Origin of the sequence: Salipiger bermudensis (assembly GCF_019801965.1) — a bacterium.
Lineage (GTDB): Bacteria > Pseudomonadota > Alphaproteobacteria > Rhodobacterales > Rhodobacteraceae > Salipiger > Salipiger bermudensis_A.
Map to the genome: position 1 here is coordinate 159,446 of NZ_JAHVIA010000007.1, position 25,189 is coordinate 184,634.

The 25,189-nt window shown below is 67.8% G+C and carries 21 protein-coding genes; 20 read left to right on the forward strand and 1 reads right to left on the reverse strand.

Features of this window, described 5'->3' with window-relative positions:
* Positions 1 to 6 precede the first annotated feature (6 nt).
* The 9 genes from KUV62_RS16510 to KUV62_RS16550 all read left to right on the forward strand — a co-directional run bounded on the left by KUV62_RS16510 (position 7) and on the right by KUV62_RS16550 (position 10,317).
* Complete coding sequence (locus KUV62_RS16510; RefSeq protein WP_222604830.1) at positions 7 to 1,506, forward strand: CoA-acylating methylmalonate-semialdehyde dehydrogenase; 1,500 nt, start codon at positions 7 to 9, stop codon at positions 1,504 to 1,506.
* Positions 1,507 to 1,749: 243 nt separating this feature from the next.
* Entirely contained in the window at positions 1,750 to 2,169 is a 420-nt protein-coding gene (locus KUV62_RS16515) for a hypothetical protein (RefSeq protein ID WP_222604831.1), read from the forward strand.
* A 68-nt stretch (positions 2,170 to 2,237) separates the two neighbouring features.
* Complete coding sequence (locus KUV62_RS16520; protein WP_222604832.1) at positions 2,238 to 3,356, forward strand: carboxylate-amine ligase; 1,119 nt, start codon at positions 2,238 to 2,240, stop codon at positions 3,354 to 3,356.
* A gap of 172 nt (positions 3,357 to 3,528) precedes the next feature.
* Positions 3,529 to 4,575 (forward strand): AI-2E family transporter, encoded by a 1,047-nt coding sequence (locus tag KUV62_RS16525; protein ID WP_222604833.1) that lies wholly within the window; start codon positions 3,529 to 3,531, stop codon positions 4,573 to 4,575.
* Between the two features lie 119 nt (positions 4,576 to 4,694).
* Positions 4,695 to 5,654, forward strand: a complete 960-nt coding sequence (coxB, locus tag KUV62_RS16530) for a cytochrome c oxidase subunit II (protein ID WP_222604834.1) — start codon at positions 4,695 to 4,697, stop codon at positions 5,652 to 5,654.
* Positions 5,655 to 5,661: 7 nt separating this feature from the next.
* Entirely contained in the window at positions 5,662 to 8,220 is a 2,559-nt protein-coding gene (ctaD, locus tag KUV62_RS16535) for a cytochrome c oxidase subunit I (protein ID WP_222604835.1), read from the forward strand.
* Complete coding sequence (locus KUV62_RS16540; protein ID WP_222604836.1) at positions 8,217 to 8,639, forward strand: hypothetical protein; 423 nt, start codon at positions 8,217 to 8,219, stop codon at positions 8,637 to 8,639. Before ctaD ends, KUV62_RS16540 begins: the two co-directional genes overlap by 4 nt.
* On the forward strand, positions 8,633 to 9,211 hold the full coding sequence (locus KUV62_RS16545; protein WP_222604837.1) for a cytochrome c oxidase assembly protein: 579 nt from the start codon (positions 8,633 to 8,635) through the stop codon (positions 9,209 to 9,211). The genes KUV62_RS16540 and KUV62_RS16545 overlap by 7 nt, the downstream gene beginning before the upstream one ends.
* Positions 9,208 to 10,317: a c-type cytochrome gene (locus KUV62_RS16550; protein ID WP_222604838.1), complete on the forward strand. Its 1,110-nt coding sequence runs from the start codon at positions 9,208 to 9,210 to the stop codon at positions 10,315 to 10,317. Before KUV62_RS16545 ends, KUV62_RS16550 begins: the two co-directional genes overlap by 4 nt.
* Before the next feature lie 345 nt (positions 10,318 to 10,662).
* Here the strand turns inward: KUV62_RS16550 and KUV62_RS16555 are convergent, their stop codons facing one another.
* Entirely contained in the window at positions 10,663 to 11,340 is a 678-nt protein-coding gene (locus KUV62_RS16555; protein WP_222604839.1) for a GntR family transcriptional regulator, read from the reverse strand.
* A 116-nt stretch (positions 11,341 to 11,456) separates the two neighbouring features.
* Between KUV62_RS16555 and KUV62_RS16560 the strand changes: the two genes are divergently transcribed.
* The 11 genes from KUV62_RS16560 (at position 11,457) to KUV62_RS16610 (ending at position 25,189) form a co-directional block, all read left to right on the forward strand.
* Positions 11,457 to 13,559 carry a hydantoinase/oxoprolinase family protein gene (locus KUV62_RS16560; RefSeq protein WP_222604840.1) on the forward strand — a complete coding sequence of 701 codons (2,103 nt, stop codon included), beginning with the start codon at positions 11,457 to 11,459 and terminating at the stop codon, positions 13,557 to 13,559.
* Positions 13,556 to 15,154: a hydantoinase B/oxoprolinase family protein gene (locus KUV62_RS16565; protein ID WP_222604841.1), complete on the forward strand. Its 1,599-nt coding sequence runs from the start codon at positions 13,556 to 13,558 to the stop codon at positions 15,152 to 15,154. Before KUV62_RS16560 ends, KUV62_RS16565 begins: the two co-directional genes overlap by 4 nt.
* Positions 15,155 to 15,231: 77 nt before the next feature.
* Entirely contained in the window at positions 15,232 to 16,764 is a 1,533-nt protein-coding gene (locus KUV62_RS16570) for an ABC transporter substrate-binding protein (RefSeq protein WP_261395714.1), read from the forward strand.
* Positions 16,765 to 16,774: 10 nt separating this feature from the next.
* Positions 16,775 to 17,731, forward strand: coding sequence for an ABC transporter permease (locus tag KUV62_RS16575; protein ID WP_222604842.1), 957 nt, complete (start codon positions 16,775 to 16,777; stop codon positions 17,729 to 17,731).
* Positions 17,732 to 19,588 (forward strand): dipeptide/oligopeptide/nickel ABC transporter permease/ATP-binding protein, encoded by a 1,857-nt coding sequence (locus KUV62_RS16580; RefSeq protein ID WP_222604843.1) that lies wholly within the window; start codon positions 17,732 to 17,734, stop codon positions 19,586 to 19,588. It begins immediately after the preceding gene.
* The gene (locus KUV62_RS16585; protein WP_222604844.1) at positions 19,585 to 20,598 is read left to right on the forward strand and encodes an ABC transporter ATP-binding protein; all 1,014 of its coding nucleotides are present in this window, start codon (positions 19,585 to 19,587) and stop codon (positions 20,596 to 20,598) included. Before KUV62_RS16580 ends, KUV62_RS16585 begins: the two co-directional genes overlap by 4 nt.
* Positions 20,595 to 21,311 (forward strand): SDR family NAD(P)-dependent oxidoreductase, encoded by a 717-nt coding sequence (locus tag KUV62_RS16590; protein ID WP_222604845.1) that lies wholly within the window; start codon positions 20,595 to 20,597, stop codon positions 21,309 to 21,311. The genes KUV62_RS16585 and KUV62_RS16590 overlap by 4 nt, the downstream gene beginning before the upstream one ends.
* Positions 21,311 to 22,645 carry an NAD(P)/FAD-dependent oxidoreductase gene (locus tag KUV62_RS16595; RefSeq protein WP_261395715.1) on the forward strand — a complete coding sequence of 445 codons (1,335 nt, stop codon included), beginning with the start codon at positions 21,311 to 21,313 and terminating at the stop codon, positions 22,643 to 22,645. The genes KUV62_RS16590 and KUV62_RS16595 overlap by 1 nt, the downstream gene beginning before the upstream one ends.
* A gap of 114 nt (positions 22,646 to 22,759) precedes the next feature.
* Positions 22,760 to 23,569 carry a creatininase family protein gene (locus KUV62_RS16600; RefSeq protein WP_222604847.1) on the forward strand — a complete coding sequence of 270 codons (810 nt, stop codon included), beginning with the start codon at positions 22,760 to 22,762 and terminating at the stop codon, positions 23,567 to 23,569.
* A 61-nt stretch (positions 23,570 to 23,630) separates the two neighbouring features.
* Positions 23,631 to 24,629 carry a TRAP transporter substrate-binding protein gene (locus KUV62_RS16605; protein WP_222604848.1) on the forward strand — a complete coding sequence of 333 codons (999 nt, stop codon included), beginning with the start codon at positions 23,631 to 23,633 and terminating at the stop codon, positions 24,627 to 24,629.
* Positions 24,626 to 25,189 carry a TRAP transporter small permease gene (locus KUV62_RS16610; RefSeq protein ID WP_315901591.1) on the forward strand — a complete coding sequence of 188 codons (564 nt, stop codon included), beginning with the start codon at positions 24,626 to 24,628 and terminating at the stop codon, positions 25,187 to 25,189. The genes KUV62_RS16605 and KUV62_RS16610 overlap by 4 nt, the downstream gene beginning before the upstream one ends.

Genomic DNA, 25,189 nt, shown 5'->3' on the forward strand with positions numbered 1-25,189 from the left:
GCGATCATGAAAGAACTGACGCATTTCATCAACGGCGAGCACGTGAAGGGCACCTCGGGCCGCTTCACCGAAGTCTTCAACCCCGCCACCGGCGAAGCCATCGCCAAGGTGCCGCTCGCGACCCTCGAAGAGCTGAATGACGCCGTGGCCAAGGCGGCCGAGGCACAGATCGGCTGGGCCAACACCAACCCGCAGCGTCGCGCCCGCGTGATGATGAAGTTCGGTGCCCTGATCAACGAGCACATGGACGAGCTGGCCGAGCTGGTCAGCCTCGAGCACGGCAAGACCCTGCCCGACGCCAAGGGCGACGTGCAGCGCGGCCTCGAGTTCGTTGAGGTGTGCATGGGCGCGCCGGCGATGCTCAAGGGCGAGTTCATGGACAACGGCGGCCCGGGCATCGACCTCTACTCCATGCGACAGCCGCTGGGCGTCGTTGCAGGCATCACGCCCTTCAACTTCCCCGCCATGATCCCGCTGTGGAAGATGGCCGGCGCCCTCGCCTGCGGCAACGCGATGATCCTCAAGCCCTCCGAGCGCGTGCCCTCGACGGCGCTGCGCCTCGCCGAGCTGCTGATCGAAGCGGGCCTGCCCGCGGGCGTCCTGCAGGTGGTCAACGGTGACAAGGACGTCGTCGACGGCATCCTCGACCACGAGGACATCCCGGCGGTGGCCTTCGTGGGCTCGACCCCGATCGCGCAGTACATCTATGGCCGTGCCTGCTCCAACGGCAAGCGCGCCCAGTGCTTCGGCGGCGCCAAGAACCACATGATCATCATGCCCGACGCGGACATCGACAAGGCCGCCGACGCGCTGGTCGGTGCCGGCTTCGGCGCAGCCGGCGAACGCTGCATGGCGATCTCGGTCGCGGTTCCGGTCGGCCAGAAGACCGCCGACGCTCTGATCGAGAAACTGGTTCCCCGCATCGAAGCGCTCAAGGTCGGCCCCTACACCGCCGGCAACGACGTGGATTACGGCCCGGTGATCACCCAGGCGTCCAAGGACCGCATCAACGGGCTCATCGCCTCGGGTGTGGACCAGGGCGCAAGCCTCGTGGTCGACGGCCGCGACTTCGAGCTGCAGGGCTACGAGGACGGCTTCTTCGTGGGTCCGTCGATGTTCGACAATGTCACCAAGGACATGGACATCTACAAGGAAGAGATCTTCGGCCCGGTCCTTTGCCAGGTGCGCACCGAGTCCTATGACGAGGCGCTCGACCTGATCATGAAGAACGACTACGGCAACGGCACGTCGATCTTCACCGCCGACGGCGACACCGCGCGCGACTTCGCGCACCGTGTGAACGTGGGCATGGTCGGCATCAACTTCCCGATCCCGGTGCCGCTGAGCTACTTCACCTTCGGCGGCTGGAAGAAGTCCGGCTTCGGCGACCTCAACCAGTACGGCCCCGACGCCTTCCGCTTCTACACCAAGACCAAGACCGTCACCGCGCGCTGGTTCTCGGGCATCAAGGAAGGCGGCGAGTTCAACTTCAAGGCGATGGACTGACCTTCAGCCTAAAGACAAGCAAGACCAGGCGCCCCGGACCGGAAAGTCCGGGGCGCTTGCCGTTCCAGCGCCCGCCCCGCGACGTGTCATCTCGGTGTCGGTTCCGATTTGTTCTCCTTCAAACCTTGCGTCTCGGGGGTGTCTCGCGGCAAATGACGGGGTCGCTGAGGTCCCGCGTGGTTTGTGGATGGCAGGCTCCGGCGAGAAGTTAAGTAATCGGAACAACCTATTGGTGAGCCGCACATGCCCGTCGCTTTTCGAATCATGCCCAGTTCCGGGCTTGTCTACGTCCGTTTTGAAGGTCAGCTTCTGATCGACGAGATCATCGAGGCCTTTGAAAGCTATGCGCGCAATCCGCTGGCCGATCCCGGCCAGAAGCACCTTGTCGATCTCTCGCGCGTCACCGGCATCACCTGGGACTACCTGAAGCTGATGCGGCTGCAGGCAATCAAGGCTGGCTTCTTCTGCGGGCATGGTGCCCAGACCCTCAAGGTCTATGTCTGCCCGACCGACCTGTCGCTCGAGGTATCGCGGATGATCCTGCGCTCCTGGGAGGGGGTCGATGCGGTGGTGCCGCTGCTTCAGCGGCAGCCCGATGAGGCGCTTTCGGTGCTGGGCCTGCAGCAAGACCGCTTCTCCGACCTCTTCGCCGATCACGGCTAAGGCCGCGCCGGGCTTGCCCGGTGGCCGCCGCTCTGCTTTCCTCGGCCAAGCAGCCAAGGGAGGGGCCGATGCAGACGCCGGAATTCAGCCTCGGGATCGAGGAGGAATACCTCCTCGTCGATCGCGACACGCTGGCGTTGAGCGAGGCGCCGAAGCGCCTGCTCGAAGCCTGCAGCGAGGAACTCGAGGGCCAGGTCAGCCCGGAATACCTGCAATGCCAGATCGAGATCGGCACCAAGCCCTGTCCCGACATCGCCACCGCCCGCGAAGATCTCAAGCGGCTCAGGGCAGCGATCTCGAGACACGCGGCGCGCTACAACCTCGCGCCCATCGCCGCCTCCTGCCACCCGCTGGCGCATTGGAAGAACCAGCACCACACCGACAAGGAGCGCTACCGCGACCTGCGCCGCGATCTCGGCGGCGTGGTGCAGCGCATGCTGATCTGCGGCATGCATGTCCATGTCGGGCTCGGCGATGACCAGCTGCGCGCCGACCTGATGCGGCAGGCGGGCTACTTCCTGCCCCACCTGCTGGCGCTGTCGACCTCCTCGCCGTTCTGGCAGGGAACGGATACCGGCCTCGCCAGCTATCGCATCTCGGTCTTCGACAACCTGCCACGCACCGGCCTGCCGCCGCATTTCGCCAACTGGCAGGATTACCAGCGCTCGGTGCAGGCGCTGATCGATCTCGGCATCATCGAGGACAGCTCGAAGATCTGGTGGGACCTGCGCCCCTCGGCCCGCTTCCCGACCCTCGAGACCCGGATCATGGACGTCCAGCCCCGGCTCGAGGACGCGCTGATGCTGGCGGCGATCAACCAGTGCGTCCTGCGGATGCTGTGGCGGCTGCGGCGGCAGAACCTGCGCTGGCGGATCTACGAGAATTTCCTGATCGGCGAAAACCGCTGGCGGGCGCAGCGCTACGGCATCACCGAGGGGCTGATCGACTTCGGCGCCGCGCGCATCACCCCGTTCGAGGATCTCACCGAGGAGCTGATCGCGCTGATCGCCGAGGATGCCGAGGCCCTGGGCTGCGTGGCCGAGGTCGAGCGCTGCCGCAAGGTGGTGGCCGAGGGCAATTCCTCGTCGCGCCAGCGCGCGGTGGCGGCGGCCCATCCCGAGGATGGCGAAGAACAGATGCGCGCCGTGGTCAGCCACCTGATCGACGAATTCCACGAGGGCCTCTGACACCCCACGGGGCGGGACCGGCGCGTTTGCGGGCATTTGTCGCAAAGAAATCGCTGCGCGGGGCCCGTGCGGGGAGGTAATCGGCTTGCGGAAACCCTAGATATGCCATGAGGATAGGGCGGCACGTGAACGCCGCAGCTGAACAGAGGCCCGCAAGACCCGATATGCGCCAATGATGGTCACCCTGAGACAAACCACCTACCTGCTCGCGCTGCTGATCATGATTGGCTACCTGCTGCATATCGGCAAGCCGGTGCTGCTGCCGGTGCTGATCGCGGTGATCTCGGTCTACATCCTGTTCGATGTCACCGCCCGCCTCGGACGGGTGCCGGTGCTGGGGCTGCTGCCGTCGATCCTGCGGCGGGTGCTGGTGCTGCTCACCTTCACCATCGCGCTGATCGCTCTTTTCACCTACGTGCTCGACACCTTCACGCAGGTTGCCGCGGTGCTGCCAAGCTACAAGGCCAACCTCGACAGCCTGATGACCCACGTGGCGCAGCTTGTCGGCGTCGATGACGAGCCGAGCTGGGCGCAGCTGCGCGCCATGACCTTCGACCGGGTCGAGATCCAGCCCTTCATCGGGCCGGTGATCCTGTCGATCCGCGGCCTCGGCGGCACGCTCTTCCTCGTGGTACTCTACGCGTCTTTCCTGACCGCCGAGCGCGCCGGCATGGCGCGCAAGCTCAACCTCGCCCTCGAGGGCAATGCGGATGCAGAGAACCGGACCATCGCGCTCATCAACCGGATCAACACCCGGATCGGCGATTACCTGTCGGTCAAGACCGTGGTGAACGTCATCCTCGGCGCGCTGTCCTACGGGGTGATGCTGCTCTTCGGGATCGATTTCGCGCTGTTCTGGGCGATCCTCATCGCGCTTTTGAACTACATCCCCTATATCGGCTCGCTGATCGGGGTGATCTTCCCGGTGCTGCTCAGCCTCGCGCAGTTCGGCTCCTTCACCGTGGCCTCGCTGGTGGCGGTGTCGCTGACCGCGGCGCAGCTCTTCGTCGCTGGCTATCTCGAGCCGAGGATGCTCGGTCGGGCGTTCAACCTCAGCCCCTTCGTGGTACTGCTGGCCCTGGCCTTCTGGAGCGCGCTCTGGGGCCTGCCCGGCGCGGTGCTCGCGGTGCCGCTGACCGCGAGCCTGATCATCGTCATGGCCGAGATCGACGCCACCCGCCCCTTCGCCATCCTGCTATCGGCCTCCGGCAAGGTCTGACGCTGCCCGCGCGGGCGTTCCGCGCAAATATCTCACTCCGTGTCACTTTTTCGGGAACCGCGACGCGCCGTCGCAGGTTGCGCCCCGAGGGACAGAGACGTCACGGGGCGGGCAAGCGATTGCGGCGAAGCATTTTCCTGATCATTCCAGCGCTGCTCGCGGGCTGCGAGGGGCGTCACAACTGGCTGGCCTCCGCCGGCGCCGAGGCGCAACGCGTCGAAGATCTGTTCTGGGTGCTGCTGGTCGGCGCCGCGGTGATCTGGGGCATCGTGATCGGCGCTGCGGTCTATGCGCATCGGCGGCAGGTCGACCCCTCCCTCGAAACCCAGGCGCGGCGCTTCATCCTCTGGGGCGGCGCGGTGTTCCCGACCGTGGTGGTCGGCGCGCTGCTGGTCTGGGGCCTCGTCATCCTGCGCGACATCACCAGCGATGAGGGCGACCTGACGGTGCGCGTCGATGGCGAGCGCTGGTGGTGGCGGGTGATCTACGAGACGCCCGAGGGCGACGTGGTGACGGCCAACGAAATCCGCCTGCCGGTCGACCGCACCGCGCTCTTCAGGCTCACCGCCGACGACGTGATCCATTCCTTCTGGGTGCCGGCGCTTGGCGGCAAGATGGACATGATCCCCGGCCGCGAGACCACACTGGCCCTCACCCCGATCGAGACCGGCAACTGGGGCGGGCTCTGCGCCGAGTATTGCGGCGGTGCGCATGCGCTGATGCGCTTCGATGCCATCGTGATGGAACAGAGCGCCTTCGATAGCTGGCTCGAGGCCGAGGCTCAGCCCGCGGAGATCGCCGCCGGCGACCCGGGCTTCGAGATTTTCCAAGAGGAAGGCTGCGGCGCCTGCCACACCATCCGCGGCACCGAGGCGCAGGGCCCCGTCGGCCCCGACCTCACCCATCTCGCCTCCCGCGACAAGCTCGGCGCCGGGATCTACGACATGACGCCCGAGAACATGGCGCGCTGGATCACCGACACGCACGCGATGAAGCCCGACATCGACATGCCCCCCTATCCCGACCTGCAGGGCGAGCGGCTCGACCGGCTCGTCGCCTTCCTAATGAGCCTGGACTGACGCGCCCATGACCGACGAGATCGACCTCTCCCGCCTGCCCCCGCCCGAGCCCTATGACGAGGCCCGCGACAAGGCGCAGCGCAAGCGCCTGATGGATGTCTGGCGCGAGCCACCGGGCTGGAAAATCATCTCGGCGGTCAACAACTCCTATATCGGCAAGTGGTACCTGCTGACCTCCTTCGCCTTCTTCACCTTCGCCGGCATCCTCGCGCTGATGATCCGCATGCAGCTCGCGGTGCCGGGCAACGACCTGTTCTCGCAGCAGCTCTACAACCAGCTCTTCACCCTGCACGGCACGGCGATGATGTTCCTCTTCGCGGTGCCGATCTTCGAGGCGGTGGCGATCATCATCCTGCCCGAGATCCTCGGCGCGCGCGACCTGCCCTTCCCGCGGCTCTCGGCCTTCGGCTTCTGGTGCTTCATCATCGGCGGCATCTTCGTCTGCGGCTCGATCTTCTTCGGCGTGGCGCCCGATGGCGGCTGGTTCATGTACACGCCGCTGTCGTCGGACCCGGCCTATAGCGGGCTCGGCACCGACATCTGGCTGCTGGGCCTGTCCTTCATCGAGGTGAGCTCGATCGCGGCGGCGGTCGAGCTGATCGTGGGCGTGCTGAAATCCCGCCCACCGGGGATGCGGCTCAACCTGATGCCGCTCTATTGCTGGTACGTGCTGGTGGTGGCGGGGATGATCCTCTTCGCCTTCCCGCCACTGATCGCCGGCGACCTGCTGCTCGAGATGGAGCGCGCCTTCGGATGGGCCTTCTTCGATCCCGACCGCGGCGGCGACCCGCTGCTCTGGCAGCACCTGTTCTGGATCTTCGGTCACCCTGAGGTCTACATCATCTTCCTGCCGTCGATCGCGCTCATCGCCACCATGCTGCCGACCTTTGCGGGTCGTCCCATGGTGGGGCATTCGTGGATCGTGCTCAGCGCCGTGGGCGTCGCCTTCCTGAGCTTCGGGCTCTGGGTGCACCACATGTTCACCACCGGCCTGCCGGAGATCTCGCTGAGCTTCTTCTCCGCCGCTTCCGAGGCGGTGGCGGTGCCGACCGGCATCCAGATCTTCTGCTTCATCGCCACCATGCTGGTAAGCCGCGTGCGCCCCTCGGTGCCGATGCTGTTTGCCGGCGGCGCGCTGGCGATCTTCGTCTTTGGCGGGCTGACCGGAGTCATGGTGGCGCTGGTGCCCTTCGACTGGCAGGCGCATGACAGCTATTTCATTGTCGCCCACCTGCATTACACGCTGATCGGAGGGATGCTCTTCCCGCTCTTCGCCGGCATTCACTACTGGTATCCCTTCGTCACCCAGAAGGCCCTCAACGCCCGGGCCGGCAAGTGGAGCTTCTGGCTGATGTTCGGCGGCTTCAACGTCGCCTTCCTGCCGATGCACTGGACCGGCATCATGGGCATGCCACGCCGGGTCTGGACCTACGACCTCTCCGACGGCTGGGCGCTGCTCAACATGGTCTCGACCATCGGCGCCTTCGTCTTCGCCGCGGGCTTCGCGGTGCTGGCGCTCAACGTGCTCTGGCCGCGCGGCAAGGCGCCGCTTGTCAAGCGCAACCTCTGGAACGCCGGGACGATGGAATGGGCCGCCGAAGTGCCCGACAAGCCGTGGGGCGTGCGCTCGATCCCCTATATCCACACCCGCTACCCGCTCTGGGAGCAGGAGGGGCTGGTGGATCAGATCGACCGCGGCGAATGGTTCCTGCCCGATGCCGAGGAAGGCAAGCGCGAGCTCATCGTGACCGACATCCTCGACGCCCGCCCGCTCTTCGTCCAGCGCGTCGGCGGGCCGAGCTTCCTGACCCTAGGCGCGGCCTTCTGCCTCGGCGCGTCGTTCATCCTCGCCACCTTCCACCTCTGGACCATCACGCTAATTTTCGGCGCGGGCTTCGTCGGCTTCACGCTCTGGTGGCTCTGGACCGGCACCTCACTGATCCCGGAAAAGCCCGAGAAATATGCCGGGCGCGGGCTCACCCTGCCAACCTATGCGCAGGGCAACCGATCTCCGGGCTGGTGGGCCGTCTTCATCACCATGACCGGCGACATGACCGCCTTCATGGGGCTGGTGTTCTCCTACTTCTTCTACTGGACCGCCCTGCCCGATTTCCTGCCCTCCGCCGAGCACCTGCCAAGCTTCGCCTGGCTTCTCGTCGGCCTCGCGCTGCTGATCGGCGCGTGGGGCATGACCGTGGGCGCGCGCGAGACGCTGGGCCGCGGCCAGCGCGGGCTGTCGATGGCGCTGCTGATCGGGGCGCTTCCGGTGGGCGCGCTGGGGATCGGTGCATGGGGCTGGTCGGCCTATGCCAAGGGGCTCGACCCGACCGCGCAGAGCTTCGACGCGATGGTCTGGATGCTGATCCTGTGGCCGGCGCTGCACCTGCTGCTGAACTGGGTGATGAGCCTTTACGTCGCCGCGCGCATCAAGTTCGGCCATTGCACGCCCGAGTACCGCGCCGACCTGATGAACCTTGCCCTCTACAGCCATTTCCTCGCGCTCACGGTGATCACCATCTTCGCCCTGCTGGCGCTGTTCCCGCTCTTGATGGGGGTAGGCTCATGAGACACGGCTCCGACGAGCAACCGCGCCACTTCACCCCGCCCGGAGACGCGCCCCGCGTGATCGATCAGGGCTCGGTCTGGATCCTCGTGGCCGCGCCCTCGATCTGGGCGGCGCATTTCCTGCTGAGCTACTGGGTCGCGGCGATCTGGTGCGCGAAGGCGGGGCCGATGGCCTCGCTGGTCGAGCCGCGTTGGATCATCGTGGCGCTGGGGCTGATCTCGGCGGCGCTGATCGCATGGCTCGGGGTCATCGCGGTTCGGCGCTATGGCGGGGTCTTCGTGATTTTCGAGGAGATCACCGAAAGCTCCGAGCGCGGCCGCGACCGCTTTGTCGGCCACGTGGCCTTGCTGCTCTGTGTGCTCTCGGTGGTGGCGATCGGCTTCACCGTGATCCCCGGGCTGGTCTTCGCCACATGCTGAGCCCGCGCCGCCTCCTCGCGCTGACGCTGCTGGCGGTCCTCTGGCTCTCGCCGCTGCCGGGGCTGGCGACCGGCTCGATGGTGCTGCACATGGTGCTGCATCTGGGGGTGACCGCCGTGGTCCCCGCGCTCTACGCGCCGCGGCTGCGCCTGCCGGCGGGCGCCATGGCGCTGACGCTGGGCGCGGTGGTCGAGATGCTGGTGGTCTGGGCCTGGCACCTGCCCTCGTTGCATCTCTGGGCGCGGCTGAGCGCCACCGGCTTTGTCCTCGAACAGGCAAGTTTCCTTGGCGCCGGGATGCTGCTCTGGGCCAGCGTGCGCGCCGCCGGAGGCTTTGGCGGCGCCATCGTGCTGCTCGCCACCACCATGCACATGACCCTTCTCGGCGCGCTGATCGGCCTCTCGCCGCGCGATCTCTACGGCGACATCTGCGCCGGCCATCTCGGCCTCAGCGCGCTGCAGGAACAGCAGGTCGCCGGCGCGATGATGGCGGGCGCCGGTGGCGCGATCTACCTCATCGCCGCGCTGCGCCGGCTGGGGCTGGCGCTGAAACTGACGGAGGCCGCCACATGAGGCGCTACATTCTTGGAGGGCTCGCGGCGCTCGCCGCCGCAGGCGGCGCGTTCTTCTTCCTCGCGCCCTACAACATCGCCGCCTCGGTGCCGCACCTGCCGGGGGTGGCCAATATCCTGCACGGCTATCTCGGCAACGCGGTGGCAATCCGCGCCAGATCCATCGAAGTCCCCCGGCAGGTCGACCTTCAGGATCCCGGCCTGATCCGGCTTGGCGCGGGCCATTTCGCCACCGGCTGCCTGACCTGCCACGGTGCCCCCGGCATCCCGCGGAACCCGGTGGTCGAGGGCATGCGCCCGGCGCCGCCGTTGCTCACATCGGAGGATTACGACGCCAAGGAGTTCTGGTGGATCGCGCGGCATGGCTTCAAGTATACCGGCATGCCAGCCTGGCCCGGCGAAAAGCGCGAAGACGAGCCTTGGGCGCTCGCCGCCTTCTTGACCCAATATGATAGCTTTGACCGGGAAGCGTTTGAAATTGCGTCCTTCGGAGAGGCTGGGGGCTATGACAGCGCCGGGGTCCGCTTCGGCGGCCTGCCGGGGGCCATCGAGCCGGAGCTGGCCTGCGCCCGCTGCCACGGCGAGGACGGTCTGGGCCGCGACGGCACCGCGCCGAAGCTCGCCGGACAGTCCGAGGAATGGCTGGTTACCGTGCTCGAGGCCTACGCGACAGGCCATCGTGAGAGCGGCTTCATGGAGCCCCTCGCAGCACCTCTGGGCGACGAGACCATCGCGGGCATCGCCGCGCGGTACTCCGGGATGGAGGCCGGCTGGCAGGGCCGCCCGCTGCCCATTGGCGATGCCGCGCGCGGCCGCGAACTGGCCGAGCAAGGCGACGAGCACAACGACATCGCAAGCTGCGCCGCCTGCCACGAGGGCGCAGGCCCCGACGGGCTCTCGCCCAGACGCTCCGACACCCCGCGCATCAGCGGTCAGGACGGTTACTGGATCTACAACTGGCTCAAGATGTATCGCGACGGCCCGGTGCCCACGAGCCCCCGCGCCCACCTGATGGAGGCCGCCGCCAAGCCGCTCAGCGACGAGGACATCGCCGATCTCGCGGCGTGGTATGCGGGTCGGGACGGCGGCAAGCGGTCGGATCCGTAGGCGAATTTGCCTAGACAGCAGGCAGTGACCATCAAGCAGCCCATCCCCCGCGTCGCGCAGCCCTTGATCGCGGGCAGATCCGGTACCTGACGGATCGGCGCGCCCGCCGCTCGGCCGGCCCCTGTTTCATTGGGCTTTCCAACTCTCGCGGCGCTCTGGCCCGCGCTCACCGGGCGCCTGGCGCACCCGGCCCGATAAATAATTTCTTCCGCGCATCAAAAGTTTTGAATTGGACGCGGCGTCACCTGCTCGGCTCACTTCGCGGCACCCAGATCCCTGAACGCCGAGGCCAGACCGCTGCGACATCCCGCCGCCCTGCACCGCACGCTTCGTCGCGTCGTCGCCTCAGGACGACAGCGCCGATTGCAGGCGCGGCATCAGGGCAAGATGGCGCTCGACCACCGCCAGCGCCCGCGCCTCGTCATGCGCGCGGAGTGCGGCAATCATCTCGCGGTGCTCTTCCTCGATCACCTCGGTCTTGCCGAAGCCCTGTTGCAGCGAGACCATCGCGACCCGCGACAGCGGCGCCTGCAGCCCGTCGAACACGTCGACCAGCACCCGGTTGCCAGCCGCCGCCACCAGCGCCTGGTGAAACAGCCGATTGATCTCGACGCAGCCCAGCAGATCCTCCGCCGGGGTCGCCTCGTGCACCTCGCAGAGCCGCAGCAGCTCCGCCGGCAGCGCCCGCTCCTCGCGGCAGATCTTGCGCACCGCGTGGGTCTCGACCATCAGACGCACCTCGTAGAGATCGCGCAGCTCGGTGGCCGAAAGCGCCCGCACCATGGCGCCGCGGCGCCGGTGCAGCTCGAGATAGCCCTCCGCCGCGAGCCGGTTGAGCGCCTCGCGCACCGGCGAGCGCGACACGCCGGTCACCTCGCAGGCGGTGGCCTCCTCGATGAAGCTACCCGGTGGGAACTCTCCCTTCAGAATGCCCGCCCGGACGCCCTGATACGCCCGATCCCGCGCAGAAAGGCCTTCCGAACCGGCAATATTGCCCGTATCCACATTAGTGTGACTGCTCATTCATCAAACTTTCACAAAAACCAGCCGAATGTTTCCTTTCAGGCAAAACAGGGCTGGACAGAATCGATCTCGCTTCCTTGTATACATGAAGTACACGCCAAGAGGACAAAACTTCGATGATGGACGGATCGCAAGGCATCACCCCCGCAGGCACATGGCGCGTCGGCGTGGATTCCGGCGGCACCTTCACCGATGTCTGCCTCTTCGACGAGGCCAGCGGCCGCATCGAGGTTTGGAAAGTCTCCTCCACCCCGGACGACCCGTCGCGCGGCATCGCGCAGGGCGTCGAGGAAGGCATGAAAGAGCACGCTGACGGCGCCGAGAGCGATCCCGCCGCCGCCATCGCCTATCTTGGCCACGGCACCACCGTGGCCACCAACGCGCTGATCACCCATCGCGGCGCGAAGGTCGGGCTGCTGACCACTGAAGGCTTCCGCGACCTGCTCGAGATCGGCCGACAGAAGCGCCCCGACCTCTACGATCTCTTCGCCGACAAGCCGCAGACGCTGGTTCCGCGCGAGCTGCGCTTCGAGCTGCCCGAACGCATGCTGCGCACCGGCGAGATCGACACGCCGCTCGATGAAGAGGCGGTGCGCAAGGCCGCCCGCGCGCTCAAGGAGGCCGGGGTCGAGGCGGTTGCCATCTGCTTCCTCTACGCCTTCGTGAACCCGGTCCACGAGCAGGCCGCGCGTCGCATCGTCGAGGAGGAAATGCCCGGCGTCTTCCTCTGCGCCAGCCACGAGATCGCCCCCGAGTTCCGCGAGTTCGAGCGCCTCTCGACCGCAACGGTCAACTCCTATCTCGGCCCGATCATGCACCGCTATATCAGCCGTCTGACCCCGCGCCTGCAGGATCTCGGCCTGCCGGTGGCGCCGCACCTGACGCAATCCAACGGCGGCGTGGTGCGCTTCGAGGCGGCGGCGCAGACCCCGGTGCGGGCGGTGCTCTCCGGCCCCTCGACCGGCGTTGTCGCGGCACAGGCCATCGGCGCCCGCGCGGGCTTTGAAGACATCATCACCTTCGATGTCGGCGGCACTTCGTCCGACGTCGCGCTGATGGCCGGCGGCGAGACAGCGCAGACCAATGAAAGCGTCGTGCACGGCTACCCGATCAAGGCGCCGATGCTCGACATCCACACCGTGGGCGCCGGCGGCGGCTCGATCGCCTCGATCGACTCCGGCGGGTTGCTGAAGGTCGGACCGGAAAGCGCCGGCGCCGACCCCGGCCCGGTCTGCTATGGCCGCGGCGCCACCGACCCGACCGTGACCGACGCCAATATCGTGCTGCAGATCCTCAACCCGGTCGAGATCCTCGGCGGCCGCATGAAGGTCCGCCGCGATCTCGCGGTCGAGGCCATCGCCAAGCTCGGCGAGCGGCTCGGCATGGAGACGATGGACGTGGCGCAGGGCATCATCTCGGTGGTGACCGCGAATATGGCCAAGGCGATCCGGGTGATCTCGGTACAGCGCGGCCACGACCCGCGCAATTACGCGCTGATGGCCTTCGGCGGCGCGGGCCCGCTGCACGCGGTGCGGCTTGCGCAGGAGCTGGGCATGACCACCGTCATCGTGCCGCGCAGCCCGGGCATCCTCTGCGCCATGGGCCTGCTGCTCACCGATCTGCGCGCCGATTTCTCCGCCACCAAGCTGACCGCGCTCGAGCCCGGCAACGTCGGCACCATCGCCGAGACCGTGGCCTCCGTCGAGGCCGAGGCCACCGGCTGGTTCGACGCCGAGGAGATCGCCGACGACAAGCGCCGCCTGACCCGCCGCATCGACATGCGCTACGATGGCCAGAACTACGAGCTCTCAATCCCACTGCCCGAGGGCCCGGTAACCGAGGCCATGCTCGCGACGCTCAAGCAGGGCTTCACCGAGGCGCATGAGCGGCTCTACGGCTTTGCCGTGCCGGAAGAGCGCATCCTCTGCGTGACCTTCCGCGCCGAGGCCATGGGGCTGGTGCAGAAGGCCGAGCTGCCCGAGCGCGAGCTGGGCGATCCCGATCCCAGCGCCGCCGTCATCGGCAGCCGCGAGGTCTGGTATCCCGAGACCGGCGGCTTCACCGAGACAGCGCTATATGCCCGCGAAAAGCTTGCCCCCGGCATGGCCTTTGCAGGCCCCGCCATCGTCGAACAGATGGACACCACGACGCTGATCCCGCCCGGGGTCCGCGCCACCGTGGACAAGATCGACAACCTCATCCTGGAGCTCAGCGCATGACCGGCCAAACCACCACTCACGCTCTCGACCCGATCACCGTCGAGGTCATCGGTGCCGCGCTCTCCTCGATCGTGGAGGAGACCGGCGAAGCGCTGGTCCGCGCCTCCTACTCGACCAACATCAAGGAACGCCGCGATTGTTCTACGGCGCTCTTCGATCGGCAGGGCCGCACGCTCTGCCAGGCCGAGCACATCCCGATCCACCTCGGCAGCTTCCTCGATTTCATCCCGATGCTGCTGGCGGATCACGACGAGAAGGACCTACGCCCGGGCGATGTGTTCGTCGGCAACGACGCCTATCGCGGCGGCGGCACCCACCTGCCCGACATCGTGCTGGCCGAGCCGATCTTCGTCGACGACCAGCTCGTCGCCTGGACGGTGAACCTCGCGCACCACTCGGATTTCGTCGACCGGGCGCATGCCCATATCTACCAGGAAGGCCTGCGGATCCCGCCGGTGCGGCTCTACAAGGCCGGCGAATTGCAGAAGGACATCCAGGAGCTGATCCTGCTCAACTGCCAGGTGCCGCGCGAGCGCCTGTCGGACCTGCGCGCCCAGATGGCCGCCAACCGGGTCGGCGTGCAGCGCTTCCAGGAGCTCTGCGCGCGCCACGGCGCGGATGTGGTGCTGGCCTCCGGCGAGGCGCTGCTCGACTACGCCGAGCGCAAGATGCGCGCGGGCATTGCCGCCCTGCCCGATGGCAGCTGGCGCTTCGAGGATGTCTTCGACAACCTCGATTTCGACGATCCGATCCCCTTCGCGGTGACCGTCACGGTCGCCGGTGACGAGCTTTCGCTGGCCTTCGAGGCACCCGACCAGATCCGCGCGCCGATCAACATGACCCGCACCGCGCTGCTGGCGACGGTTTATTACATCGTGAAATCGGTGATCGACCCGACGGTGCTGCCCAACGCGGGCCTTGCCCGCCCGATCTCCGTCGACGCGCCGCACGGCTCGATCCTCAACTGCAAGCACCCCGCCGCGGTCAATGGCCGGGTCCAGACCTGCCAGCGCGTCGCCGATCTGATCCTCGGCGCGCTGGCGCAGGCGGTGCCGGAGCGGGTCTCGGCCTGTACCAACTCGACCTGCTCGGTGGCGGTGTTCTCGGGCACCCGCCAGAGCGGGCCGGACGCGGGCACCTACTGGGTCTATCTCGAAACCATCGGCGGCGGCGGCGGCGCGCGCCCACATGCCGACGGGCTCGATGGCATCCACGTCCACGCCACCAACACCTCGAACCTGCCGGTCGAGGCGCTGGAAGGCGAATATCCCCTGATCCTCGAGCGTTACGAGCTCGTCGATGGCTCCGGCGGCGCCGGAAAGCACCGCGGCGGCATGGGCCTCCGCCGGGTCTACCGCGCCACCGAGGACTGCATGGTGCATGTCGACGTATCGCGCAACAAATCCCGTTCCTGGGGCCTGCAGGGCGGCGGCGAAGGCGGCCATGGCAGCTATGTCACCAGCCCCGACTGCGATCCCTTCGAGCGCGGCTACGGCACCCTGCGAGCCGGCGAATGGCTCGAGGTCATCACCCCCGGCGGCGGCGGCTACGGCACCCCGCAGGAAGACAGCGAAACCCCGATCGCGGCGGAATGATCCGCCCGAGCGGGACTGGAACCGAATTCAACAGGGCCGACAAGAGCCCGCCTCAACCCGACAAGGAGACACTTGCAATGACAACGCGTATGAACCGTCGCGGCTTTCTCGCCACCACCGGCGCCGCCGCAGGCGCGCTGAGCTTCCTCGGCCCCAAGGCGCTGCACGCGCAGGAGGGCGGCACGCTGCGCTTCGGCCTCTCGACCTACCCGCCGAGCCTCGACGCCTGGGCCTCGAACGGCACCGCCGCAGGCACCATCAAGCTGATGATCCACCGCGGCCTGCTGGGCTATGGCCCCGACGGCATGATGCGCGGCGAGCTGGCCGAGAGCTGGGAGGTCGACGACGAAGGCGCCTGGATCTTCAAGCTGCGCGACGCCACCTGGCATGACGGCACCCCCGTCACCGCCGAGGACATTGCATGGAACGTCCTGGAAGCGCAGAAGCCCGACAGCGCCGCCTTTCTGCAGGGCCAGCTCTCCGCGATCACCGCGGTCGAGACCCCGGACGAAAAGACCGTGCGCATGGTCACCGACGAGCCGCTGGCGGTCCTGCCGGGCTGGTTCGCGCATTTCAACATGCCGATGATCAAGAAGGGCGAAGCCCGCGACACCACCATGGGCTCGGGCCCGTTCCTTTATGACAGCGCCGATCGCGGCGTGTCGATCTCGCTCACCGCGTGGGATGGCTACTACAAGGACGAGATGCCCAAGGTCGCCGGCATCGAGGCCATCGTCTATGCCGACGAGAACCTGCGCGTCGCGGCGCTCGAGGCCGGCGATGTCGACCTGATCGAATACGTGCCGTGGCAGGCGATGGACCAGATCGAGGCCAATGACGACCTCGCCCTGCAGGCCACCGACGGCCCGTTCATGTACCTGACCTTCAACGCCTCGCGCCCGCCCTTCGACAACCCGAAGGTCCGCCAGGCGGTGGCCCACGCCATCAAGCGCGAAGACATCGCGGCGGCGGCGTTCTATGGCCGCGGCGGTGCGCTCGAGCACCTGCCGATCGCCGAGGGCTCCGAGTTCTACAACCCGGAACTGGCCAACGCGTGGAACTACGACCCCGAGAAGGCGCAGGCGCTGCTGGCCGAGGCCGGCTACCCCGACGGCTTCGACTGCGTCATGCTGTCGACCGCGCAATACGGCATGCACCAGTCCACCGCCGAGGTCTGCCAGGCCTACCTGTCGATGATCGGCATCAACGTGCAGCTCGACCTGCCGGAATGGTCGACCCGCGTGAAGAAGGGCAACGAGGGCACCTATGACCTCGCCGTCATGGGCACCGCCGCGATGAACAACGACCCCGACGGCCTCGCCACCGTGGTCGACGGCTCGCTCTCGCCGAGCTTCGTGCGCAGCTACGCCATGGAGACGCCCGAGATCTCCGAGCTCTTCGCCAAGGGCCGCGCCACCTTCGACACCGAGGAGCGCAAGGCGATCTACAAGGAGCTGGAAGAGATCGCCATCGAGACCGTGCCGATGGTCGGCCTGTCGTGGCGCTCGCAGGGCTACGGCATGCGCGCCAATGCCGAGGGCTTCTCGGTGATGCCCGGCCAGCTTGTCTTCTATTCCGGCATGACGCTGGAAGAAACCGTGCTGGGCTGAAGCTGACCCCATGTTGAGATATATCGCTTCCAGAAGTCTCGTGGCGCTGTTCCTCGTGTGGATCGTCGTCACGGTGGTGTTCCTCCTCCTGCACCTCATCCCGGGCGATCCGGCAGAGCTGCTGCTCAGCCAGGGCAACGTTGCCGCCGACCCCAAGGCAGTGGCCGCCCTGCGCGAGCAGATGGGGCTGAATGCGCCCCTCTGGCAGCAATATCTCGACCATATGGCCGGTGTGCTCACCGGTGATCTCGGCGCGTCGTTCCGCGACGGCGCGCCGGTGATCGAACAGATCGCCCTGCGCCTGCCGCGCACCCTCGAGGTGATCCTCGCGGCCTCGCTGATCGCCACCGGCATCGGCGTGCCGCTGGGCACATACGCGGCCATTCGCGCCGACGGCAAGGCCGATGCGGTGATCTCGTTCTTCGCCTCCGCCTCGCTCTCGACCCCGGTCTTCGTGGTGGGCTCGGTGGTGATCCTGATCTTCGCCCAAAAGCTGCAATGGCTCCCCGCCGGCGGCTTCACCCCGTTCTCCGAAGACCCGCTCGAACACCTACAGCTGCTGTTGCTGCCCGCCGGCACCGTGGCGCTGTCGCTGCTCGCCGTCATCACCCGGATGAGCCGCGCCTCGGTGCTCGAGGTGCTGCAACGCGACTACGTGCGCACCGCCCGTGCCAAGGGCCTGCCCCGCAACCCGATCCTGCGCCGCCACGTGGTGCGCAACGCCCTGATCCCGGTGCTGACCGTGCTCGGCCTTGAGATGGGCACGCTGATCGGCGGCACCGTGCTGGTGGAGTTCGTGTTCAACTGGCCGGGCCTCTCGGGCTACCTCGTCGCCGCCGTCGATGCGCGTGACTATCCCGAAGTGGTCGGCATCGTGATGACGATCTCGGTCCTCTTCGTCTTTCTCAATCTCGTCGTGGATGTGGTGAACGCCCTGCTCGACCCCCGAATTTCCCTGGTGCGCTAAATGAGCCGGTCTACCCGCAAGCTGATCCTGCCCGGCACAATCGCCGCGCTGATCGTCGCCACCGTGCTGCTCGCCCCGGTCCTGCCCCTGCAGGACGTGCGCGGCATGGACATCCCCAACCGCTTCGCCGGCCCTTCCGCCGCCCATTGGCTCGGACAGGACGATTTCGGTCGCGACGTGCTCGCCCGGCTGATCTGGGGCGGCCGCGCCTCGCTGTTCATCGCCGTGGGCTCGGCGCTCTTCGCCGCCATCATCGGCACCGCGCTCGGCCTGCTCGGCGGCTATTTCCGCGGCGTCGTCGAGCTGCTGACGGTCCGCGCCGCCGAGATCATCCTCTGCCTGCCGCCGCTGCTGCTGGCGCTGCTGGTGGTGACGATCCTCGGTGCCGGCACCTGGCCGCTCGTGCTGGCGCTGACCATCCTCTACACACCCAATTACGCCCGCGTGGTCTATGCCGCGACCCAGCAGGTGCGCGGGCTCGATTTCGTCACCGCGCAGCGCTCGATGGGCACCCATCCGCTGAAGATCCTCGTCCGCACCATCCTGCCCAACGTGCTGCCGCCGCTGCTGGTGCAGATGTCGCTCGTGGTAGCCTCGGCCATGGTGATCGAAAGCGGGCTCTCGTTCCTCGGCCTCGGCGTCGTGCCGCCCACCCCGTCCTGGGGCCTGATGATCCGCTCGGCGCGTGGCGCCATGGAGGTCGCTCCGCTGCTGCTGGTCTGGCCGTCGCTGGCGCTGGCCGGCACTATCCTGACCTTCAACCTGCTCTGCGACCGTCTGCAATCGGCGCTCGATCCCCGCGCCGTCACCGCCGGTGGCGCGCTTTGGCTGCGCCCGCGCTCGGCGGCGGCGAAGACCCCCGCCGCTCCGGTCGAGGCCCCTGCCGACGCGCCGCTGCTGGAGATCCGCGACATGTCGATCGCCGTGCGTGACATGGAACTGGTGCGCCGCGTGTCGCTCACCGTCCGCCCCGGCGAGACCGTGGCGCTGGTCGGCGAGAGCGGCTCGGGCAAGACCCTGACCGGCCTTGCCATGACCGGCCTGCTGCCCGACACGCTGCGCGTCACCGGCGGCTCGGCGCTCTACACCACCCGTGAGGGCAAGGCGGTCGATCTCGCCAAGCTCGACGAAGAGGGCATCCGCGCCCTGCGCGGTGACGAGGTATCGATGGTGTTCCAGGACGCCGCCGCCGCGCTCAACCCGGTGCTGCGCATCGGCGAGCAGGTGGCCGAGGCGATCCGCGCCCATCACGATCTCGAAGGCGAGGCGCTGCAGACCCGCGTGGTCGAGCTCTTGCGCCATGTCGGCATCCCCGACCCCGAGCGCCGCGCCCGCGCCTACCCGCACGAGCTCTCCGGCGGCCAGCGCCAGCGCGCGATGATCGCCGTCGCCGTGGCCAACAACCCGCGCCTGCTGATCGCCGACGAGCCGACCACCGCGCTCGACCCGACGATCCAGGCGCAGATCCTGCAACTCTTCGCGCAGCTCAAGCGCGAGACCCCGGGCATGGGTATGATCTTCGTCACCCACGACCTCGCCGTGGTGGCCGAGATCGCCGACCGGGTGACGGTGATGTATGCCGGCGAGGTGGTCGAGGAAGGCCCGGTGGCCGAGGTTTTCGAGCGCCCGCGCCACCCCTACACCGCCGCGCTGATCGCCTCCGTCCCCGAGGGCGGCGCGGAGCGGCTCACCGCGATCCCCGGCTCGGTGCCCTCGCCGCGCCAGATGCCCGCCGGCTGCCGCTTCGCGCCGCGCTGCGCCTTCGCCACCGAGCGCTGCACCGCCCATCCGCCCACGGCGGAGCACCCGGCCCCGGGCCGCGTCACCCGCTGCTTCCACTGGGAGAACGTCACATGACCGAAGCGCCCTCCACCGCCCCGCTGGTCGTGGCCGAGAGCCTGGGCCGCAACTTCCCCACCCGCCACGGGCTGCTGGGCCGCGCCCATGATGTCTGGGCCGTGCGCGACGTCAGCCTCACCATCGCCAAGGGCGAGACCGTCGGCATCGTCGGCGAGTCGGGCTGCGGCAAGTCCACGCTGGGCCGCATGATGATGGGGCTCGACCTGCCCACCACCGGCACCATGAGCTTCGACGGGCGCGACCTCTCGGCACTGTCGGGCCCCGAGATGCGCAAGCTCTCGCGCCGGATGCAGATGGTGTTCCAGGATCCGTTCGGCTCGCTCGACCCGCGCCGCACCATCGGCGCCCAGATCGCCGATGGGCTCAGGACCCACAACATCGTGCCCGCCTCCGAGGTCAAGACCGAGGTGGCACGGCTGCTCGAACAGGTCGGCCTGCCGACCTCCGCCGCGCAGCGCCGCCCGCACGAGTTCTCCGGCGGCCAGCGCCAGCGCATCGCGGTGGCCCGCGCGCTCTCGACCCGGCCCGATTTCATCGTCGCCGACGAGCCGGTCTCGGCGCTCGACGTGTCAATCCAGGCGCAGGTGGTGAACCTGCTCGAGGATCTGCGCCGCGATCTCGACCTCGCCATGCTGTTCATCAGCCACGACCTGCACGTGGTGCGCCACCTCTGCACCCGCATCGTGGTGATGTATCTCGGGCGCATCGTCGAGGAAGGCCCCGCCGAGAAGGTCTTTGGCTCGCCGGCGCACCCCTATACCCGCGCCCTCCTCGCAGCGACCCCCTCGCTGCACCCGGGCGACGGCTCGGATGGCGACCGCATCCTCAAGGGTGAGCTGCCGAGCCCGGCAAACCCGCCCTCGGGCTGCCCCTTCCGCACCCGCTGCCCGCTCGCCGAGGAGGCCTGCGCCAGCGCCGTGCCGGGGCTCGACCCGGTGGGCAAGCACTGGAATGTGCGCTGCATCAAGGCCGGCCCCGTGACCGCCGCTCAGGAGGTTCCGGCATGAGTGACGCCCCCGTCGCCATGATCACCGGCGCGAGCCGCGGCATCGGCGCCGCCATCGCCCAGGCTCTGGCCGAGCGCGGCTATGCCCTGTCTCTGGGCCTGCGCGATCCGTCCTCGCTGCCCGAAAGCCTTGCGCAATACGACCCGCTGGTGGTGCCCTACGATGCCGGCAAGCCCGAGGACGCGCGCGCATTCGTCGTGGCCACGGAAGAGCGCTTCGGTCGCATCGACGCGCTGGTGAACAATGCCGGCATCGCCGGGCCGCTCGAGCTGATGCCGGAGGAGCCGCAGCCGGATGACGATATGGAAGACATGCTCGAGGCGCTGCTCTCGATCAACATCAAGGCGCCCTTCCGCCTGACCCGCGCGGCGCTGCCGGCGCTCTGCCGCAGCGGCGCGGGGCGGGTGATCGTTCTGGCCTCGGCCTCGGGCAAGCGCGTGCTCGGGCTCAACGCGGGCTACCAGATGACCAAGCACGCCGCGGTGGCGCTCTCCCACGCCGCGCGGCGGGCGGGCTGGGATCAGGGCGTGCGCGCCTGCGTCGTCTGTCCCGGCTTCGTCGCCACCGATCTCACCCTGCGCCACGACCTGCCGCGCCACGAGATCACCCAGCCCGAAGACCTCGCCCGGCTCGTCGCCGAGGTCGTCACCCTGCCGAACACCGCCAGCGTCTCCGAGCTGGTGGTGAACTGGCGCTACGAGCCGGGGCTGTGATGAGACCGTTCGTCGAGAGCGTCGAGGGCGATGCGTCGCTGCCGGGCGAGGTCGATCTCGCCATCATCGGCGGCGGCATCATCGGCTGCGCCGCCGCCTTCTGGGCCGCCGAACAGGGCTTCCGCGTGGTGCTGATCGAGAAGGGCCGCATCGCCGGCGAGCAATCGAGCCGCAACTGGGGCTGGGTCCGCCGCATGGGCCGCGACGCCGCCGAGTATCCGCTGGGCATCGAGAGCCTGCGGATCTGGGACACCCTCAAGCAGCGCACCGGCCATGACACCGGCTTCCGCCGCACCGGCATCGTCTACACCGCCCAGACCGATGCCGAGATGACCTGGATCGAGAGCGTGGCGCAGGATGCCGAGACCTTCGGCATCGGTGCGCGCCGCTTGAACGGTGCGCAACTGCAGGAGCATTTCCCCGGCGGCACCGTTCCGGCCCGCGCGGGCCTGCTGACCGCCGACGATGGCCGCGCCGAACCGGCGCTCGCCGCTCCCGCGCTGGCCAAGGGCGCCCGCGCCAAGGGTGCCGCGATCCTCACCAACTGCGCCGTGCGCGACATCGAGACCATGGGTGGCCGCGTCTCGGCGGTCCTCACCGAAAGAGGCCGCATTCGTTGCGGCGCGGCGATCCTCGCCGGCGGCGCCTGGTCGCGGCTGTTCCTCGGCAATCTCGGTGTCTCGCTGCCGCAGCTCCGGGTGCGCGGCTCGGTGATGCGCACCGAACCGCTTGAGGGCGGGCCGAAATACGCGCTCGGCAACGGCCAGTTCGGCATCCGCCCGCGGCTCGACGGCGGCTACACGATCTCGCGCCGGGGCCGCGCCAAGGTGCAGATCACCCCCGACAGCTTCCGCCTGCTGCCGCATTTCATGAAGAGCCTGAAGGAGCATCGCGGCGAGGTCTCGCTGACCCTCGATCGCGGTCTCTGGGACGGGCTGGTAACGCCGCGCCGCTGGAGCGCCGACAGCATCACGCCGTTCGAGAAGTGCCGTGTGCTCGATCCCGAGCCGCAGCACGCCATGCTCGACGAGGCGCTGCGGGCGGTGACCAAGGTCTTCCCGGTCTTCAAGGATGCGAAGATTGCTGAAAAATGGGGCGGCATCATCGACGTGACGCCGGACGCGGTTCCGGTCATCGACCACACCGCGCAGATCCCCGGCCTGGTGATCGCGACCGGCTTCTCGGGGCATGGCTTCGGGCTTGGTCCCGCCGCCGGGCAGCTGGCCGCAGAAATCGCTTTGAATCAGCCCCTTATGGTCGACCCGACACCGTTCCGCCTGTCCCGTTTCGGGGCGCTGGCGGGCGCCGCTCCCGCGGCGGCGGCGGCAGAATGAGCGGCTGACAAATTCCGTTTATCGGCCCGCAAGCCGATTGAATTGGACCCTCGGGGCGCGGCCCCGTTCACTAACCGTCAAGATCGACGGACAAGATGACAAGGACATGACGGCATGATCGAAAAGATCCGGATCGCGGAGCTGACCTCGGAAGAGGCGCGCCAGGAACTCACCTCGGAGGCGGTCGTGCTGCTGCCCATGGGCTCGCTCGAGGATCAGGGCATCCACGCGCCGATGGGCGATTACATGGCCGCCGACCTGATGGCGATGGAGATCGCCAAGGCGGCGCGCGAGGATGGCGTCCCCACCTTCGTTGCGCCCGTCATCCCTTTTGGCGGCAAGGATTATTTCGAATCGAGCCACGGCGGCATCTCGATTTCGCACGCCACGCTCTGCGGCATTCTCGACGACATGTTCGGCTGCCTCGAGCGTCACGGCATCCGCAAGCTGATGATCGTCAACGGCCATGGCGGCAACGTCCCCGCGATCACCGAGGTGGCGCTGCGCTGGCGCCAGAAGGCCGGGCTCTTCATCCCGTCGATGTATCTCTGGCAGGTCGCCTATGGCGAGCTTCCCGCGCTGATCGGCGCCGACAAGGCCAAGGCCAGCTCCGGCCATGGCGGCGACCCGCTGACCTCCGTGGGCCTGCATTTCTACCCCGACCTGATCCGCGCCGACATGATCAAGCCCGCGCCCACCGGCAGCGAGATCAAGGGCATGAAAATCGGCGGCTTCTCGTCGGTGGTCTATGACGGCGCCAAGATCCAGGCGCCCATCGAAGCGCTCGAGGCGACCGCGACCGGCGCCTATGGCTGCGATCCCACCCTGTGCTCGGCCGAGACCGGCGACGTGCTCGTCAAGCGCCTCGCCGCGATCGGAGCCGGCCTCGTGCGCGACCATGTCGCCAAGGGCCTGCACGACTGACCCATCCCGAAGACCGGCAGGAAAGCCGGCAAACCCACCTTCAACATCGAGGTTCAACCAAATGAAAACCAAGACACTCCTCGGCCTGGCCACCAGCCTCGCCATGATCCTGGGCGGTGCCGCCCACGCCGAAACCACCTGGAAGATGGCGACCAAGATGCCGGTCGACAGCCCCGAGGGCCAGGTCTTCGAGAAGTTCGCCGAACTGACCGAGGAATACACCGGCGGCGAGCTCAAGATCACTGTCTATCCCAACGAGCAGCTCGGCAAGGAGAACGCTGTTCTCGAGCAGCTGCAGGCCAACATCATCCAAGTCTACGCCGAGGGCTACAGCTACATGAAGAAGTGGGAGCCGGCGCTTGACTGGACCACCCCCGCCTTCGCCTTCGACGATTACGACCACTGGGTCCGCTTCATGAACTCGGACCTCGTCAAGGGCTGGTTCGACAACGCCGCCTCGCAGGCCGGCGTGCGTCCGCTCGGCGATCCGACCCGCGTGCTGCGCGGTCCGTTCCGCGTCACCGTCGCCAACGTGCCGCTGACCACCGCGGAAGACTACCAGGGCCTTAAGCTGCGCATGCACGAGAGCAAGAGCGCCATCGAGACCTGGGACGCGATCGGCACCGAGGTCATCACCCTGCCCTGGACCGAAGTCTACCAGTCGATCTCGAAAGGCATCGTGCAAGCGGTGAACTCGCCCATCGCGCTGGTCGAGGCGATGCGCTTCAACGAGGTCGCGCCCAACATCGCCCGCATGGACGAGTACTGGCAGTCGATCGGCTTTATGGTCAACGAAGATGCGCTCGACGCGCTCGACGACGAGACCCGCGAGGGCCTGCTCAAGGCCTATGACGAGGCCGGTGCCATGTCGCAGGAGCTGATGTTCTCGGTCGCCGATGAAAGCATCGAGCGCATGGTCGAGGCCGGTGCCACCTACACCGTGCTCGACACCGCGCCGCTGGTCGACACCATGAAGGCCTATTACGAGGCGCAGGACGAAGCCGGCGCCCTGCCCGAAGGCCTTCTCGACGCCATCGAAGCGACGCGGGTTACCCAGTGACGCCGTTCGACTATGCCCCAGAGAGCCCGCTTCAGCGGGCTCTCAACCGAATTGACCGGCTGAACTGGACGCTGGGCGGCGCCTTCCTGTGGATCTCGAATGCCTGCCTGCTGGCGATGCTCGGCCTCACCACCGCCACCATGATCCTGCGCCCGATGGGGTTTGCGCCCTACTGGCTCTGGCCCTGGACCATGGTGTTCTTCATCTGGCTGAGCTTCTTCGGCTTCTTCGCGCTCTATGCCCGGCTCAAGGACGTGCGCATCGATTTCATCGCCGAGCGCATGGGACCGTCGGGCATGCTCATCACCCGCATCGTCTCCGACGCCGCGACGCTGCTCGTCACCGGCGTGCTGCTGCTCCAGGTACCCAAGGTTATCGCGACCTCGACCGGCATCTATGACGGCGCCACCCTGCCCATCGGCTCCGAGCTGCCGCGCCTCGCGCTGTCGCTGCCGCTGTTTCTCTCGACCGTGCTCGTCGCACTGACCGCCATTCTCGACATCGTGAAGCTGGCGGCCGGCATGCCCGAGAACGTCACCGACCATCACCCGGAAGTCTGA